Origin of the sequence: Nocardia aurantiaca (assembly GCF_009708175.1) — a bacterium.
In the GTDB taxonomy this organism is placed as follows: domain Bacteria; phylum Actinomycetota; class Actinomycetes; order Mycobacteriales; family Mycobacteriaceae; genus Nocardia; species Nocardia aurantiaca.
Map to the genome: position 1 here is coordinate 1 of NZ_WMBB01000021.1, position 15,048 is coordinate 15,048.

The following is a 15,048-nucleotide window of genomic DNA, read 5'->3' on the forward strand; positions in this document are numbered from 1 at the left end:
TAGAGTTACGGCGGCTATAGCGGTGGGGAAACGCCCGGTCCCATTCCGAACCCGGAAGCTAAGGCCACCTGCGCCGATGGTACTGCACTCGACAGGGTGTGGGAGAGTAGGACACCGCCGGAACATCCTTCGCGAAAGGGGACCCATACCGGGTCCCCTTTCCGCGTTTTACCCACAAGGGTCCGGGCGCAATACGGCGGGAAGGTACGCCGACACGTTGACGCTTACGGGGCGTGATTGAATTTGGGTAGGTGTGGATCGCCCACCGACCCTCCTCACGCGCTCCAGCGCCGTGGCCGGGTACCGCAGGCTACAAGAACAGAGAGGGATCACCGTGGCGGAGCAGAACGACGGTCGCAAACCCTTCCGCCGCAACACCGGTGGAACCGGACAGAGCGGCTACGACCGGCGCGACGAAGGCGAACGCCGCGACCAGAGTCGGTCGTCCGGCGGACCACGTCGCGAGCGCGACGGTGGCCGTGAGGGCGGCTTCACCCGCGGCGGGGGCGGTGGGTTCAATCGGGGTCGCGACAACGAGCGTGGCGGCTGGAACCGTTCCGAAGGTGACCGCGGTCGCGGCGGCTATCGGGGCGAGAGCGGCCGCGGTGGATTCGATCGTGACGGCAGCCGGGGTGGCTACAACCGCGAGGGCGGTTTCGATCGTGCCGATCGCGACGGTGGTGTCAACCGTGGTAGTGACCGTCGTGAGGGCGGTTTCCACCGCGGTGAGCGCCGTGAGGGTGGTTTCGATCGCGGTGGTGAGCGTCGTGAGGGTGGCTTCCAACGCGGTGAGCGTCGTGAGGGTGGTTTCGATCGCGGTCAGCGTCGTGAAGGCGGTTTCAACCGTGGCGGTGAGCGTCGTGAAGGTGGCTTCAACCGTGGCGGTGAGCGCCGTGAAGGTGGCTTCAACCGTGGCGGTGAGCGCCGTGAAGGTGGCTTCAACCGTGGCGGTGAGCGTCGTGAAGGTGGCTTGAACCGTGGCGGTGACCGTCGGGAGGGCGGTTTCGACCGCGGTGAGCGTCGTGAAGGCGGTTTCAACCGTGGCGGTGACCGTCGGGAGGGCGGTTTCGACCGCGGTGACCGTCGGGAGGGCGGTTTCGACCGCGGTGAGCGTCGTGAAGGCGGTTTCAACCGTGGCGGTGGGCGCCGGGAGGGCGGTTTCGACCGGGGCGGTGAGCATCGGGGTGGCGGACGCGGATTCGGCCGGGACCGTGGTGACCGCGAGGAGCGGAAGGGTTTCGCGCGCAACGGGTCCGAGGACGCGCGCCGGGAGATTTCCGCTGAGGACAAGGATTTCGAGCAGGCCGGGAACGGTGCGGGCGAGCGGTCGTTCGACGGCGGGCAGGAGCGTCGCCGGGGCGGCGAGGGCGCACGGGTCAGCGGCGGCCGGCCGGGGGAGCGGCGTTCGGGTCGTCCCGATGAGCCGAACCTGCCGGACGAGGTGCAGGCCTCCGATCTCGAGCCGGCGGTGCGGCGCGATCTGCTGAGCCTGGACAAGGGCAATGCCGAGGCGGTGGCCCGGCACCTGGTGATGGTGGCGCAGCTGCTGGACGAGGATCCCGAGCTGGCGCTGGCGCATGCGCGGGCGGCGCGGCAGCGCGCCGGGCGCATCGCGGTGGTGCGCGAGACCGCCGGTGTCGCGGCCTATCACGCGGGTGAGTGGGCCGAGGCGCTGTCGGAGCTGCGCACCGCGCGCCGCATGTCGGGCGGTGCGGGTCTGCTGGCCGTCATGGCGGACTGCGAACGCGGTCTGGGTCGTCCCGAGCGCGCCATCGAGCTGGGTCGTAGTGACGAGGCCCGCGCCCTGCAGGGCGACGAGGCCAGCGAGCTGCGCATCGTGGTCGCCGGCGCGCGAATGGATCTGGGCCAGTACGACCAGGCCGTGGTCACCTTGCAGACCGCCGAGCTGGACCCGGCGCGCACCGGTTCGGCCGCGGCGCGCTTGTTCTACGCTTACGCGGAGGCCCTGTTGGCCGCTGGTCGTGAGGAGGACGCGCTGACCTGGTTCATGAACGCCGCCTCCGCAGACCTGGACGGTGAGACCGATGCCGAGGACCGTGCCGCCGAACTCTCCGGCGAAGGTGACGACGGCGTGGACTGGACCGCGGCTTTCGATGACGACGACGATGACGATGACGATGACGGTGACAACGAGGACGAGGACGAGGCGGATTCCGCTGGGGCGGAGGATGATTCCGCCGCCGAGGCGTCCGAGCAGCCCGCGGGCAGTGCCGAAAGGTCCGCAAGCAGTGGCGAGAAGTCCGCGGACAGCACCGAGAACTGAGGACCGGCAAATGATTTCGACCGTGCGGCCGCGCAATAGCGCAGCCGCACGGTCGTTTTGTTTCTGTGAAGAGTGACGAGAGGGACGCCGTAATGCGACTGCGGGACCGGTTCGAGGCATTGCTGTTGGATCTGGACGGGACGCTGTTCCGCGGCCATGAGCCGATTCCGGGTGCGTCGGAAGCACTTTCGACGGGTCGCACTGGGCAGCGCCTGATGTATGTCACCAATAACGCGAGCCGCTCGGCCGACGCGGTGGCATTGCACCTGCGGGACCTGGGCTTCGATGCCCATGAGGACGAGGTGGTGACCAGCGCGCAGGCGGCCGCGCGACTGCTGGCGCAGCGGATCGCGCCCGGCTCCACCGTGCTCATCGTCGGCACCGACGACCTGGTGGCCGAGGTGGAGAACGTCGGTCTGCAAGCGATCCGCCGGTTCGATGGCGTCGTGCCGAGCGCGGTGGTGCAGGGCCATTCGATGCACACCGCCTGGGCGGATCTGGCCGAGGCCGCCTACGCGCTGCGCTCGGGCGCGCTGTGGGTGGCCGCGAACACCGATGCCACGTTGCCCACCGAGCGCGGCCTGGCCCCCGGCAACGGCTCGATGGTCGCGGCGCTGCGGCAGGCGTCGGGCCTGGAGCCGATCGTGGCGGGCAAACCATACGCGCCGCTGATGGAGGACGCGCTCGAGCGCGCGGGAACCCGCGACGCGCTGGTGGTCGGCGACCGCCTCGATACGGATATCGATGGTGCCGGCGCGGCGGGACTCGAGTCGCTCATGGTGCTCACCGGTGTGAGCACCCTCGAAGATCTGCGCGACCAGCCGGCCGACCGCATGCCCACCTATATCGCCGAATCCCTTGATGCCCTGAACCATCCGGTCGCCGACCTCGACCCGGTCGTGCCCGGCGGCGGAGACATCGCCAAGGAGATCGCCGACCGCCTGCGTGCGGCCTCGGGCCGTGCGATCGCCGTCACGTCGCTTCCGGTCCGATAGCCATTACTCGGCCGGAGTATCAAGTCTCACACCGGTTTTAGAACGAGTGCGAGCGGAGTGGGGGCGAAGGGGCCGTCGCTGGTGATCTGCCGGTGCAGGTCGTAGAGCGGGTCCCGGTATTCGCCGCCGGTGAACCCGGGACCGGTCAGATCACCTTGCGCAGGAAGTAGACGACGGCCGCGATGTCGGTGAATTCCGCCCGAAGCCGTTCCGGCCGCGCCCGCATGGTCTCCGGTCCAGCGGCGGGTGCCTCGGCTTGCGGATCGCGTACGGCGCGGGACTCCGGCTGCGGCCCGAGGAACACATCGGGCACGCTGGTCGGTCCGACATGCTCCGCGAAGTAGCTGCCGCCGGGTTCCGGCACCCGCGTGATCTCGGTCCACCGCACCATGGCGGGATGACGGCTGGTGACGAGGTCGAAGGCCGCATCGGGGGAGCGGCGACTCGTCCGGATCGACGATCAGTTTCTCGAAGTCGTCGTCCATGTGCCCCGTGTTGTCAGCAGCCGGCAATGGCCTTTCCGTATCGTGCGCAGGGACCCCGGCCGAGCCGCGCGGACCCGGCCGGTCCGTGCCGTGATGGATGCGGCGGTGTACGTGTGTTCGAATGCGAGTTCGGGTAGCGTTGTCGCCACGATGACTATGCCCACGCCTCGCCCGCAGTTCCCCGCGCCGGGTCCCCGTCCTGGGGCGCCGTTGCCCGGGCAGCATCTGCCGGGCGCGAATCAGGAGTTCGCCGACCCCCAGCGGGTCAAGGCGGAGGTGGACGCGCTGCTCGCCGAATTGTCGTCGGGAGCGCCCAATCCGGGCTGGCCGGGTGCGCCGAGCATGAACTCCGAGGGCACCGATATCGTGCGGCGGGCCAAGATTCTCGAGCAGGCGCACGAGGTGCTGGTGCAGGCTCTGGCCACGGTGGACAAGATCTGAAGTGGCCAGACGCGCGCGGGTGGACGCGGAACTGGTTCGCCGCGGATTGGCGCGGTCGCGGGAGCACGCGGTCGAGCTGATCACTGCGGGCCGCGTCCTGATCAATGGATCGGTTGCCACCAAACCGGCGACCGGAGTCGAGGCCGGCACCCCATTGCTGGTGCGCGACGAGCCCGACGAGGTGCAGTGGGCCTCGCGCGGCGCGCACAAACTGCTGGGCGCGCTGGAGGCGTTCGAACCGCAGGGCGTGTCGGTGGAGGGCAAGCGCTGCCTGGACGCGGGCGCGTCCACCGGCGGCTTCACCGATGTGCTGCTCTCGCGTGGCGCGAAGGAGGTGGTGGCCGCCGATGTCGGGTACGGGCAGCTCATCTGGCGGCTGCAGAACGATGACCGCGTCCACGTGCACGACCGCACCAATGTGCGACAGTTGACGCCCGAACTCATCGGCGGCACGGTCGAATTGGTCGTCGCCGACCTGTCCTTCATCTCCCTCGGCCTGGTGCTGCCCGCGCTGGCCGCCTGCTGCGCGCCGGGCGCGGATCTGCTTCCCATGGTGAAACCGCAGTTCGAGGTGGGCAAGGACCGCGTGGGATCCGGTGGCGTGGTGCGTGATCCGGCCCTGCGTGCCGAGGTGGTGCGCGAAGTGGCCGCCGCGGCAGCGAAACTCGGCCTGCGCACCCATGGCGTGACCGCCAGCCCGCTGCCCGGTCCGTCCGGGAATGTCGAGTATTTCCTCTGGTTGCGCAAGGAGTCCGAGCCAGTGGACACCGGCGACGGCGCGGACGTCGGTGGGGGCGCATACGATGCTGACGAGGCGGCGCGTGTGGCGGCGCTGATCGAGCGTGCGGTGCAGGAGGGTCCACAGTGAACGCGGCTAGCCCGGCCAGAGAAATTCTGCTGGTCGCGCATCCCGGACGGCCGGAGATCACCGATACCGCGCACCGCGTGGCGAAGATCCTGTGCGGCGCCGGGATCGGGCTGCGAGTCCTCGAGGACGAGGCGTACAGCACTCGCTTCGATGTCGACGACGAGGGCCATACCGACGGCTACCCGGCGCGGGTGATGGAACACAACCTGGACGCCGCGGTCGGTGCCGAGATGGTGCTGGCCCTCGGCGGCGACGGCACTTTCCTGCGCGCGGCGGAACTCGCCCGCAGTGCCTCGGTGCCGGTGCTCGGAATCAATCTGGGCCGCATCGGTTTTCTCACCGAGGCCGAGGCCGAGAATCTGGACGAGGCGCTGTCTCAGGTGGTGCGCCGCGATTACACCGTCGAGGAGCGGATGACCATCGATGTCACCGTGCGCGTCGACGATGTGGTGGTGGAGCGCGGCTGGGCTTTGAACGAGGCCAGCATCGAGAACGCGGCGCGCATGGGCGTGCTGGAGGTGGTCCTCGAAGTGGACGGCCGGCCGGTATCGGCCTTCGGCTGCGACGGTGTGCTGATCGCCACGCCGACCGGGTCCACCGCTTATGCCTTCTCGGCGGGTGGGCCGGTGGTGTGGCCGGAACTCGAAGCGCTGCTGGTCATTCCGTCCAATGCCCATGCCCTGTTCGCGCGGCCCCTGGTGACCAGCCCGGAGTCGCGGATCGCGGTGGAAACCGTTGCGACGGGTCATGATGCGATAGTTTTCCTCGACGGCCGACGCACCCTCGCATTGCCGCGGGGCGGCCGGGTCGAAGCGGTCCGCGGGACCGAACCGGTGCGGTGGGTTCGGCTCGATTCCGCGCCGTTCGCCGACCGGATGGTGCGCAAATTCCAGTTGCCCGTGACAGGCTGGCGAGGCCGCCCGTCTGCGCGGTCGGACGCGGAGGCGTCGCTCCGCCACTCCACGCTTGCTCGCGTAACTACGGAGCGCCCGAGCGCAGGCGAGATCGAAGACCGCCGAACGGAGAGCACGAGTGCTGACAGAGATCAGGATTGACGGGCTGGGCGTAATTTCCACCGCCACCGCACAATTCCACGAGGGTTTGACCGTTTTGACCGGTGAGACCGGTGCGGGCAAGACGATGGTGGTGACGAGCCTGCACTTGCTCAGCGGCGCCCGCGCCGACGCGGGCCGGGTGCGTCTGGGGGCCTCGCGAGCGGTGGTGGAGGGCCGTTTCACCGTCGACGAGGTACACGACGGCGCCCTCGCCGAGGTGGAGGAGGTGTTGGAATCCACCGGCGCCGAACGTGATGACGACGGCAGCATCATCGCGGTTCGCACCGTCGGCAGCGACGGCCGCTCCCGCGCCCACCTGGGCGGTCGCAGCGTGCCCGCCGCGGTGCTCGCGGACTTCACCACTCCGCTCCTCACCGTGCACGGACAGAACGACCAGCTCCGGTTGCAGCGGCCCGACCAACAGCTGCACGCGCTGGATCAGTTCGCCTCCGACGCGGTCGCACCGCTGCTGGCCAAGTATCAGAAGGCTCGAAAGGCCTGGTTGGACAAGCGCAATCAGCTGCTCGAGCGAACCGCGCGTAGCCGGGAACTGGCGCTGGAAGCCGATCATCTGACGCAGTCGCTGGCCGAAATCGATGCCATCGCACCGGAACCCGGTGAGGACGGCCATCTCATGGCCGAGGTGCGCCGGCTCTCGGATCTGGATTCGCTGCGCGAGGCCGCCTCCACCGCGCACGACGCGCTGGCCGGTCCGTCCGACTCACCGGGCGAGGAGGCCGGCGCGCTGGATCTGCTGGGCGCCGCTCGCGCCCGCATCGAATCCTCCGACGATCCGATCCTGACCGCGCTGGCTCCCCGTCTGGGCGAGGCGATTTCGGTGGTCGTAGACCTGACCACCGAGCTCAGCTCCTACCTGTCGGACCTGCCGTCGGATCCGGGCGCGTTGGAGTCCATGCTGACCCGTCAGGCCGAGCTGAAGACGCTGACCCGCAAGTACGCGCCGGATATCGACGGGGTCATCAAGTGGGCCGACGAGGCGCGCACGCGCCTGGCCTCGCTGGATGTGTCCGAGGAGGCGCTCGCGGCGCTGGCCGCCGAGGTGGAGACCGCGGCCGAGAAGGTGCGCGAAACCGCGCGCAAGCTGACCGCGGCCCGCAGCAAGGCGGCCGGGAAGCTGGCCTCCGCCGTGAGCACCGAACTGGGCGGTCTCGCGATGGGTCGTGCCCGGCTCGAGGTCGGGGTCGGACCCGTCCTCGCGGGCGTGGGGGACTCGGCCCCGCTGGTCATCGACGGCAAGGAACTGCACGCCGGCTCCACCGGTGTGGACGAGGTGGAATTCCGCTTGGCCGCGCATTCCGGCGCGCATCCACTGCCCTTGAGCCGCAGTGCTTCCGGCGGTGAGCTCTCGCGCATCATGCTCGCGCTGGAAGTCGTGCTGGCCAGTTCCGAGCACGGCACCACCATGGTCTTCGACGAGGTCGACGCCGGTGTCGGCGGCCGTGCCGCGGTCGAGATCGGCCGCCGCCTGGCTCGTTTGGCCCGGACCCATCAGGTCATCGTGGTGACCCACCTACCGCAGGTGGCGGCCTTCGCCGACACCCACCTGGTGGTCGACAAGGTCGACGATGGCAAGGGCGTGAAATCGGGCGTCCGGGCCCTCACCCAGGACGAGCGCGTCGTCGAACTGGCCCGCATGCTCGCCGGTCTCGGTGACACCGAAACCGGCCGCGCCCACGCCTGGGAACTGCTCACCACCGCTCACGCCGAAAAGGTCGGCGCTGCCGCCTCCGGCGAATAGCGAGTACCGAGACAGCGAACCGGCCGGGCCCTTCGGGGCCCGGCCGGTTCGCTGTCTCGTCGCGCCGAGTCGAAGATGCGCGGCGGCCGGTCCTACTTGATCGCCTTGCGCACGCTGCCGATGAGGACGTTGGTCAGGGCGCGCAGGCCCGGCTCGAGGATCTGCGCGGGCAGGGGAAGGCTCGGCTCGGACTCCATGGTGTAGACGACCCGGGTGCCGCCGGGCGCGTCGGAGAAATTGATGGTGCCGACGTGGCGCTTGACCGGGGCGCCCGCGATGACGCGGTAGACCATGCGCTCGTTGGGGACGAGCTCGGTGGTCTCTTCGGTCAGGCCGACGCCGGCGATACCCAGGTGATACTGCGCGCCGACGCCGGACGGGCTGCCGATACCCGGCTTCTTCAGCGAAATCTGAATGGGCAGAAAAGGATTGAGGCTGTCGCGCTCGGTGAAGAGCTTGTAGACGACCTCACGCGGGGCGGGGAGAACAGTATCGACTGTGGTGCTGGCCATGCCCGGAGCATATCCTTACCGTCCAGTAGGAAGGAAGGCCGATCGGACCGCACCCGCGGTGGGCGTCGGTGACCGCAGCCACTGATTTCGTGCCGACGGGGGCAACTCACTGGGTTCGCTCGAGATTGGCTCGGTGCCTGACCAAGCGCAGATATGGGGACCGGTTGCGGCTCTTGGCCGTCCGATGAAGTCTCGGAGAGGCGGGAAAAGTCCGGCGCGCCTACATCCATGGTTCAGACTTTGCGGTAATCATCGATCGTTATGAAGATGATGGCCCTGTTGTCGCGGAATATTGAGACGCTGCCGGGTCTGACCGGGATCGCCCGGGTGGACCGCAATACCAGGCGTTTGCTGCAGCGCGTGGGGCCGGGCGACGTGGTGGTGCTCGATGAGATGGACCTGGATCGGCTCACCGCCGATCGGCTCGTCGAGGCCCAGGTCGCGGTGGTCATCAATGCCTCACCCTCCATTTCCGGGCGCTATCCGAACCTTGGTCCGGAAGTGCTGGTGGCCAATGGCATCCAGTTGGTGGACGCCGTCAGCTCGGACGTCTTCAAGAAGATCAAGGACGGCACCAAGGTTCGCGTCGAGGGCGGTGTCGTCTATGTGGACAAGCTGTCCAAGAAGGAACCCGAGGCCCTCGTCGAGGGCATCGAGCTCACCGAGGCCGCCATCGCCGAGCGCATGATCGAGGCGCGCAATGGGCTGGCCGACCATCTGGAAGCTTTCTCCGGCAACACCATCGAGTTCATCCGCACCGAATCCTCCCTGCTCATCGATGGCATCGGCGTGCCCGATGTCGAAGTCGTCATGAAGAAGCGGCATGTCGTGGTGGTGGCCGACGGCCCAGGACACATCGACGACCTCAAGCGCATCAAGCCGTTCATCAAGGAGTACGCGCCGATCCTGATCGGCGTCGGCCGCGGCGCGGACACCCTGACTCGCCATGGGTATCGGCCCGACCTGATCGTCGGCGATCCGGAGGAGATCACCGCCACCACGCTCAAGTCCGGCGCGGAGGTCATCCTGCCCGCCGACACCGACGGACACGCCAAGGGTTTGGACCGTATCCAGGATCTGGGCATCGGCGCGACCACCTTCCCGTCCTCGGGTGCGCCCGCGGATCTGGCGTTGCTCTTGGCCGATCATCATGGTGCGTCGTTGATCGTCACCGTCGGCGCGGCGGCCTCCCTGGACGATTTCTTCGACCGCGGTCGGCGTGATTCGCATCCGGCAACCTTCCTGACTCGCCTCAAAATGGGCACCAAGCTCATGGATGCGAAAGCCGTTGCGTCGCTGTACAGCCATCGGGGCTCCGGGTGGGCGGTCGCGCTGGTGGTGCTCGCCGCGCTGGTGGCCCTGGCGGTCGCGCTGCTGGCCACCCACATGGGCGATGAGGCGCTGACCTGGGCCGCCGGCACCTGGCATCGCGGATCGCATTGGGCAGAGCGGCTATTGGACCGGCAGAAGTAAGGGACTGATGATTTCCTCTCGCCACCACGCGATTTCGATCGCCGCGGTATTCCTGGCCCTGGCGGTCGGCGTGGTGCTGGGCACCCGCACGCAAGGCGACGGGTTGTTTCCCGGCACGGGCGACCGGCAGCAGATGGACGATCTGCGCGCCGGGAACAGCCGTTTGAACGAACAGGTGAAGGCGGCCGACGCCTTCCTCTCGGGCGCGGCCGGCAAACTGCTGGCAGGCTCGTTGGCCAACCGGTCGGTTCTCGTCTTCGCCACTCCGGACGCCGACAGCGGCGACGTCGACGCGGTCACCGCGGCGCTGACTACCGCCGGGGCCGCCGTCACCGGCCGGATCGGCCTGACCGGCGCGTTCGCCGACTCCTCCGAGGGTGATCGACTACGCACCGCACTGCTGAACGTGGTCCCCGCGGGCGCCCAGCTCGAGGTCGACGCGGTCGACCAGGGCAGCCTCGCGGGGGATCTGCTCGGCCAGGTGCTGCTCGACGATCCGGCCACCGGACAGCCGCGCGGCACCCCGCAGGAGCGCGGCCTGGCCCTCGAAACGCTGCGCGGGGGCGGCTTCCTGACCTTCGCGGACGTGCAGCCCGCCCAGTTGGCCGTGGTGGTCACCGGGGACGGCGCGCGCGCGGATGAGAACAATCGCGGCACGATCATCGCGCGGTTCGCCGGCGGGCTGCGCTCGCACAGCGCGGGTGTGTTGCTGGCGGGCCGTCACGGCGCCGCCGAGGGGCCGGGAGCCATCGCGGTGGCGCGCTCCGAGGGCGGGCTGTCGGCGGTGACGACCGTCGACAATGTCGATCGTGAGATCGGGCGGATCACGACTGTGCTCGGGCTCACCGAGCAGCTGAACGGTGGTACCGGTCGTTATGGCACGGGCGCGAAGGCGACATCGCTCACAGTCGCCGCCATGCCGCACTGAGAAAAACCCCGGCCGCATCGACCTCGACACGGGAAAAGTCGCCTGCGACGCGCAGGATCGAGCCAATCGCGGGCAACCATCGCGCGTGGTATTCGATCGGCATCCCCGATCCGTGTTACCGTGAAGTCCCGTGGGTCAATCACGGATTCCGGCGCGCGCGGCCACGAAACACATCTTCGTCAGCGGTGGCGTCGCCTCTTCACTCGGTAAGGGTCTGACCGCCTCCAGCCTCGGTCAGCTGCTCACTTCACGCGGACTCCGCGTCACGATGCAGAAGCTGGATCCGTACCTGAATGTCGATCCCGGCACCATGAACCCCTTCCAGCACGGTGAGGTGTTCGTGACCGAGGACGGCGCGGAGACGGACCTCGATGTCGGCCACTACGAACGCTTCCTGGACCGCGATCTATCCGCGGACGCCAATGTCACCACCGGCCAGGTGTACTCGAAGGTGATCGCCAAGGAGCGCCGGGGCGAGTACCTCGGCGACACCGTGCAGGTGATCCCGCACATCACCGATGAGATCAAGAGCCGCATTCTGGCCATGACCGGACCGGACCTGCACGGGCAGGCGCCGGATGTGGTGATCACCGAAATCGGCGGCACCGTCGGCGATATCGAGTCCCAGCCGTTCCTCGAGGCGGCGCGGCAGATCCGCCATGAGGTGGGTCGGGAGAATTGCTTCTTCCTGCACGTCACGCTGGTGCCTTACCTGGGTCCCTCGGGCGAGCTGAAGACCAAGCCGACCCAGCACTCGGTGGCGGCGCTGCGCAATATCGGAATTCAGCCCGACGCGCTCATCCTGCGCTGCGACCGTGAGGTGCCGCAGCCGCTGAAGAACAAGATCGCGCTCATGTGCGATGTGGATGTGGACGCCTGCATCTCCACGCCGGACGCGCCGTCCATCTACGACATTCCGAAAGTGCTGCATCGGGAAGGCTTGGACGCCTATGTCGTGCGCAAGCTCGGCCTGCCCTTCCGCGACGTGGACTGGACGGTCTGGGGCGATCTGCTGGACCGCGTTCACAATCCGCGCGAGGAGGTCACCGTCGCGCTGGTCGGCAAGTACGTGGACCTGCCCGACGCCTACCTGTCGGTCACCGAGGCGCTGCGCGCGGGCGGTTTCGCCTCGCGGGCCAAGGTGAACATCCGCTGGGTGCAGTCGGACGAATGCGAGACCGAAACGGGCGCCCGCTCGCACCTGGCCGACGTGGACGCCGTGCTGATCCCGGGCGGCTTCGGCATTCGCGGCATCGAGGGCAAGGTGGGCGCGATCCGCTACGCCCGCGAGCACAAGATTCCGCTGCTGGGCCTGTGCCTGGGCCTGCAGTGCGTGGTCATCGAGGCGGCGCGCTCGGTGGGTCTGAAGGACGCCAACTCGGCGGAGTTCGAGCCCGACACCAAGTACCCGGTCATCTCGACCATGGCCGACCAGGAGCAGATCGTGGCCGGTGAGGCCGATCTGGGCGGCACCATGCGCCTGGGCGCGTATCCGGCTGTGCTGCAGAAGGATTCGCTGGTGGCGCAGGCCTACGGCGAGACCGAGGTCTCCGAGCGGCACCGCCACCGCTACGAGGTCAACAACACCTACCGCGACAAGATCGCCAAGAGCGGCCTGAAGTTCAGCGGCACCTCCCCGAACGGCCACCTGGTCGAATTCGTGGAGTACCCGCAGGATCAGCACCCGTTCCTGGTCGCCACCCAGGCGCACCCGGAACTCAAGTCCCGCCCGACGCGCCCGCACCCGCTGTTCGCGGCGCTGATCTCGGCGGCGCTGAACTACAAGGCCGCCGAACGTCTTCCGGTGGAGATTCCGAACGAGATTCCCGCCGTCGAGGCCGAGAAGGTCGCCAAGTAATCCTTCGCCCCAAGGCGGGATTCCGAATGCGAACCGGCCCGAGCGTCCGACGAGCGCTCGGGCGGGTTCGCATTACCGACCGCCCCATTCCGGCACCTGATCGCCGTGTGGCACAGCCGGGTATTCATCCGGATGTGCGGCGCCAGTGTGTCATTCGGCGACCGGTGCGCATCGCGTGCGCCACGGTGGGGTGGCGCGTGGGTCATCCCAGGCCATGGCTTTCCGCGTATTCGCGCTACGGTTCTGGAATGACCTCCTCCGATCCGGTCCCCGGCACCCATGATTTCGATGTCCTGTCCAGTCGCACCGTGTATTCGGGTGCGATCGTGGCGCTGCGGCTGGACCAGGTGGTCATGCCCGGCGGCAAGGTCGCCGAGCGCGAGGTGGTCGAACACCACGCGGCGGTCGCGGTCGCGGCGCTGGACGACGACGACAATCTGGTGCTGATCAACCAGTACCGGCACCCGGTCGGGCGGCGGCTGCTGGAACTGCCCGCCGGCCTGCTGGACGAGCACGGCGAGGATCCCCTCGAAACGGCCAAGCGCGAATTGGCCGAGGAGACCGGCCTGGCCGCGCGGGAGTGGTCGGTGCTGGTCGATGTGGCGCTGTCGCCCGGGTTCACCGATGAGGCGCTGCGGGTGTATCTGGCAACCGGGCTGTATGAAACCGACCGCCCCGACCCAGAATTGGAAGAGGCCGATCTCCAGATTCTCCGAATGCCATTGGCGGACGCGGTGCGGGCCGCGCTGACGGGCGAAATCACCAATGCCACAGCGGTGGCCGGGGTGACCGCGCTGATGACGGCCCGGTCCACGGGCGCGCAGCTTCGACCGGCCGACGCGCCCTGGCCAGGGATGTCGACCGCTTTCCTCGCCCGCAAGGAGCGGGAGGCCTCGCAGTAGATCCCGATTAGGATACTTGTTCGATTTGCCGGTTCGGGCTGGGGGAGTTCGTCGGTGGCGGCTGCAATGATGTGAGCCGTGCTGAAGCGGCAGATCGACGCGTACCTCGACCATTTGGCGGTCGAGCGCGGCGCCGCGCGCAACACACTCTCCGCCTACCGTCGGGATCTGGGGCGCTATCAGCACTTTCTGGCCGGGCGCGGGGTGGAAACGCTTGCGCGCGTGGCCGAGTCGGATATCGCCGATTACATGATCTCGCTGCGGGCCGGAGATGCCGAGCATCCCGCCCTCGCCGCGTCGTCGGCCGCACGGGCCCTGGTCGCCGTGCGCGGCCTCCATCGGTTCGCGACGGCCGAGGGCATCACCGATGCCGATGTGGCCCACCCGGTGAAACCGCCCACCCCGGCCCGTAGGCTGCCGAAAGCCCTTCCTTACGAACAGGTTTCACGACTGCTGGAGGCGGCCGGGGGAGACCTCGCGGACGGGCCGCGGGGGTTGCGCGATCGGGCCCTGCTGGAGTTGCTGTACTCCACAGGCGCCCGCATCTCCGAACTGGTCGGCCTGGACGTCGACGATATCGACGTCGCCGAACGCGCCGTGGTGCTGCACGGCAAGGGCGGCAGACAACGCATGGTCCCCATCGGCCGCCCCGCCCGGGCTGCCCTGGACAACTACCTCGTCCGAGGTCGTCCCGCCCTGGCCTCGCACGGCCGCGGCAACAGCGCCCTGTTCCTCAACCACCGCGGCGGCCGGCTCTCCCGCCAGAGCGCTTGGCAGGTCCTGCAATCCGCGGCGGAGCGCGCCGGTATCGCCGCCCAGGTCTCCCCCCACACCCTCCGCCACTCCTTCGCCACCCACCTCCTCGACGGTGGCGCCGACGTCCGTGTCGTCCAGGAACTCCTGGGCCACGCCTCGGTCACAACAACCCAGATCTACACCCTGGTCACCGTCGGCACCCTCCATGAGGTCTGGGCCACCGCGCATCCGCGCGCCCGCTGAGCCGACGGAGTCCCGCGCTCAGAGACGCAGGACGGTGCGGATGATCAGGCGGACGCGGGCGGAATCGAATGCCATGCCCCGCGAGTGAAGAACAGATGGTGGATCGAGCCGACGAGCGCGAAGACGAGGGTGCGCGCGTCCTGATCGGCCGGCAGGCGGCCGCCGGTCTGCTCGGACGCCAGATAGTCGGCGAAGATCTTCTCGCTCGCGCTGAGCGCCGAGTCGGCGGCGTCGCGGTGCCGATGCGCGTGACCAGTGCCGGTCGTGCGGCCGCCGCCACGGCATCACGGCCGCTGGCGGCCTGGGCGCCTCGGCGGTGCGCGGCTCGGCCACACGCTGGTGGGCCGAGCTGTCGCGATGCTGCTGCGGCCCTTGTGCGGCTAGGCCCGGTCGCGCTGCTGACAGTGACGGGCAGGCGATCCGGGCGGGGATTTCGGGGGAGGTCTTCCGGCGGCTGCGAGGCCGTTGTTTGTCGTCCGGGTGCGTTAG

At 68.7% G+C, this 15,048-nt stretch carries 14 protein-coding genes, 1 rRNA gene and 1 pseudogene; 13 read left to right on the forward strand and 3 right to left on the reverse strand.

Annotated elements, in window-relative coordinates; genetic code table 11:
- Positions 1-6: 6 nt before the first annotated feature.
- Positions 7-123: ribosomal RNA gene (gene rrf, locus GLP40_RS31290) — 5S ribosomal RNA — on the forward strand.
- A 187-nt stretch (positions 124-310) separates the two neighbouring features.
- Here rrf and GLP40_RS34640 read toward each other — a convergent pair.
- On the reverse strand, positions 311-784 hold the full coding sequence (locus GLP40_RS34640; protein ID WP_154791630.1) for a hypothetical protein: 474 nt from the start codon (positions 782-784) through the stop codon (positions 311-313).
- Here GLP40_RS34640 and GLP40_RS34645 point away from each other — a divergent pair.
- The 3 genes and pseudogenes from GLP40_RS34645 to GLP40_RS31310 all read left to right on the forward strand — a co-directional run bounded on the left by GLP40_RS34645 (position 774) and on the right by GLP40_RS31310 (position 3,279).
- The gene (locus GLP40_RS34645; RefSeq protein ID WP_154791631.1) at positions 774-974 is read left to right on the forward strand and encodes a hypothetical protein; all 201 of its coding nucleotides are present in this window, start codon (positions 774-776) and stop codon (positions 972-974) included. The genes GLP40_RS34640 and GLP40_RS34645 overlap by 11 nt on opposite strands.
- Positions 971-2,080: pseudogene (locus GLP40_RS34255) on the forward strand (hypothetical protein); the annotation flags it as partial. The gene GLP40_RS34645 and the pseudogene GLP40_RS34255, both read left to right, overlap by 4 nt.
- Positions 2,081-2,376: 296 nt before the next feature.
- Positions 2,377-3,279, forward strand: coding sequence for an HAD-IIA family hydrolase (locus tag GLP40_RS31310; protein ID WP_154791632.1), 903 nt, complete (start codon positions 2,377-2,379; stop codon positions 3,277-3,279).
- Between the two features lie 145 nt (positions 3,280-3,424).
- Here the strand turns inward: GLP40_RS31310 and GLP40_RS31315 are convergent, their stop codons facing one another.
- The gene (locus GLP40_RS31315) at positions 3,425-3,670 is read right to left on the reverse strand and encodes a hypothetical protein (protein ID WP_154791633.1); all 246 of its coding nucleotides are present in this window, start codon (positions 3,668-3,670) and stop codon (positions 3,425-3,427) included.
- A gap of 244 nt (positions 3,671-3,914) precedes the next feature.
- On the opposite strand from GLP40_RS31315, the gene GLP40_RS31320 reads away from it, so the two are divergent.
- The 4 genes from GLP40_RS31320 to recN are packed head-to-tail and all read left to right on the forward strand — an operon-like array spanning position 3,915 to position 7,887.
- Positions 3,915-4,205, forward strand: a complete 291-nt coding sequence (locus GLP40_RS31320) for a hypothetical protein (RefSeq protein WP_407671735.1) — start codon at positions 3,915-3,917, stop codon at positions 4,203-4,205.
- Position 4,206: 1 nt separating this feature from the next.
- Positions 4,207-5,073: a TlyA family RNA methyltransferase gene (locus tag GLP40_RS31325; RefSeq protein ID WP_328290875.1), complete on the forward strand. Its 867-nt coding sequence runs from the start codon at positions 4,207-4,209 to the stop codon at positions 5,071-5,073.
- Positions 5,070-6,128 (forward strand): NAD kinase, encoded by a 1,059-nt coding sequence (locus tag GLP40_RS31330; protein ID WP_328290876.1) that lies wholly within the window; start codon positions 5,070-5,072, stop codon positions 6,126-6,128. Before GLP40_RS31325 ends, GLP40_RS31330 begins: the two co-directional genes overlap by 4 nt.
- Positions 6,106-7,887, forward strand: coding sequence for a DNA repair protein RecN (gene recN / locus GLP40_RS31335; protein WP_328290877.1), 1,782 nt, complete (start codon positions 6,106-6,108; stop codon positions 7,885-7,887). The genes GLP40_RS31330 and recN overlap by 23 nt, the downstream gene beginning before the upstream one ends.
- Positions 7,888-7,979: 92 nt before the next feature.
- On the opposite strand, the gene GLP40_RS31340 is transcribed toward recN, so the two are convergent.
- Complete coding sequence (locus GLP40_RS31340; RefSeq protein WP_154791634.1) at positions 7,980-8,399, reverse strand: SRPBCC family protein; 420 nt, start codon at positions 8,397-8,399, stop codon at positions 7,980-7,982.
- A 261-nt stretch (positions 8,400-8,660) separates the two neighbouring features.
- On the opposite strand from GLP40_RS31340, the gene steA reads away from it, so the two are divergent.
- From steA to xerD, 5 genes are all read left to right on the forward strand, one after another.
- Positions 8,661-9,872, forward strand: coding sequence for a putative cytokinetic ring protein SteA (gene steA, locus GLP40_RS31345; RefSeq protein WP_154791635.1), 1,212 nt, complete (start codon positions 8,661-8,663; stop codon positions 9,870-9,872).
- Positions 9,873-9,879: 7 nt separating this feature from the next.
- Positions 9,880-10,800 carry a copper transporter gene (locus GLP40_RS31350; RefSeq protein WP_154791636.1) on the forward strand — a complete coding sequence of 307 codons (921 nt, stop codon included), beginning with the start codon at positions 9,880-9,882 and terminating at the stop codon, positions 10,798-10,800.
- A gap of 130 nt (positions 10,801-10,930) precedes the next feature.
- Entirely contained in the window at positions 10,931-12,658 is a 1,728-nt protein-coding gene (locus GLP40_RS31355; protein WP_328290878.1) for a CTP synthase, read from the forward strand.
- Positions 12,659-12,906: 248 nt separating this feature from the next.
- Positions 12,907-13,560, forward strand: coding sequence for an NUDIX domain-containing protein (locus tag GLP40_RS31360; RefSeq protein ID WP_154791637.1), 654 nt, complete (start codon positions 12,907-12,909; stop codon positions 13,558-13,560).
- 78 nt (positions 13,561-13,638) lie between these two features.
- Positions 13,639-14,559, forward strand: a complete 921-nt coding sequence (gene xerD / locus GLP40_RS31365) for a site-specific tyrosine recombinase XerD (protein ID WP_328290879.1) — start codon at positions 13,639-13,641, stop codon at positions 14,557-14,559.
- Positions 14,560-15,048: the final 489 nt, after the last annotated feature.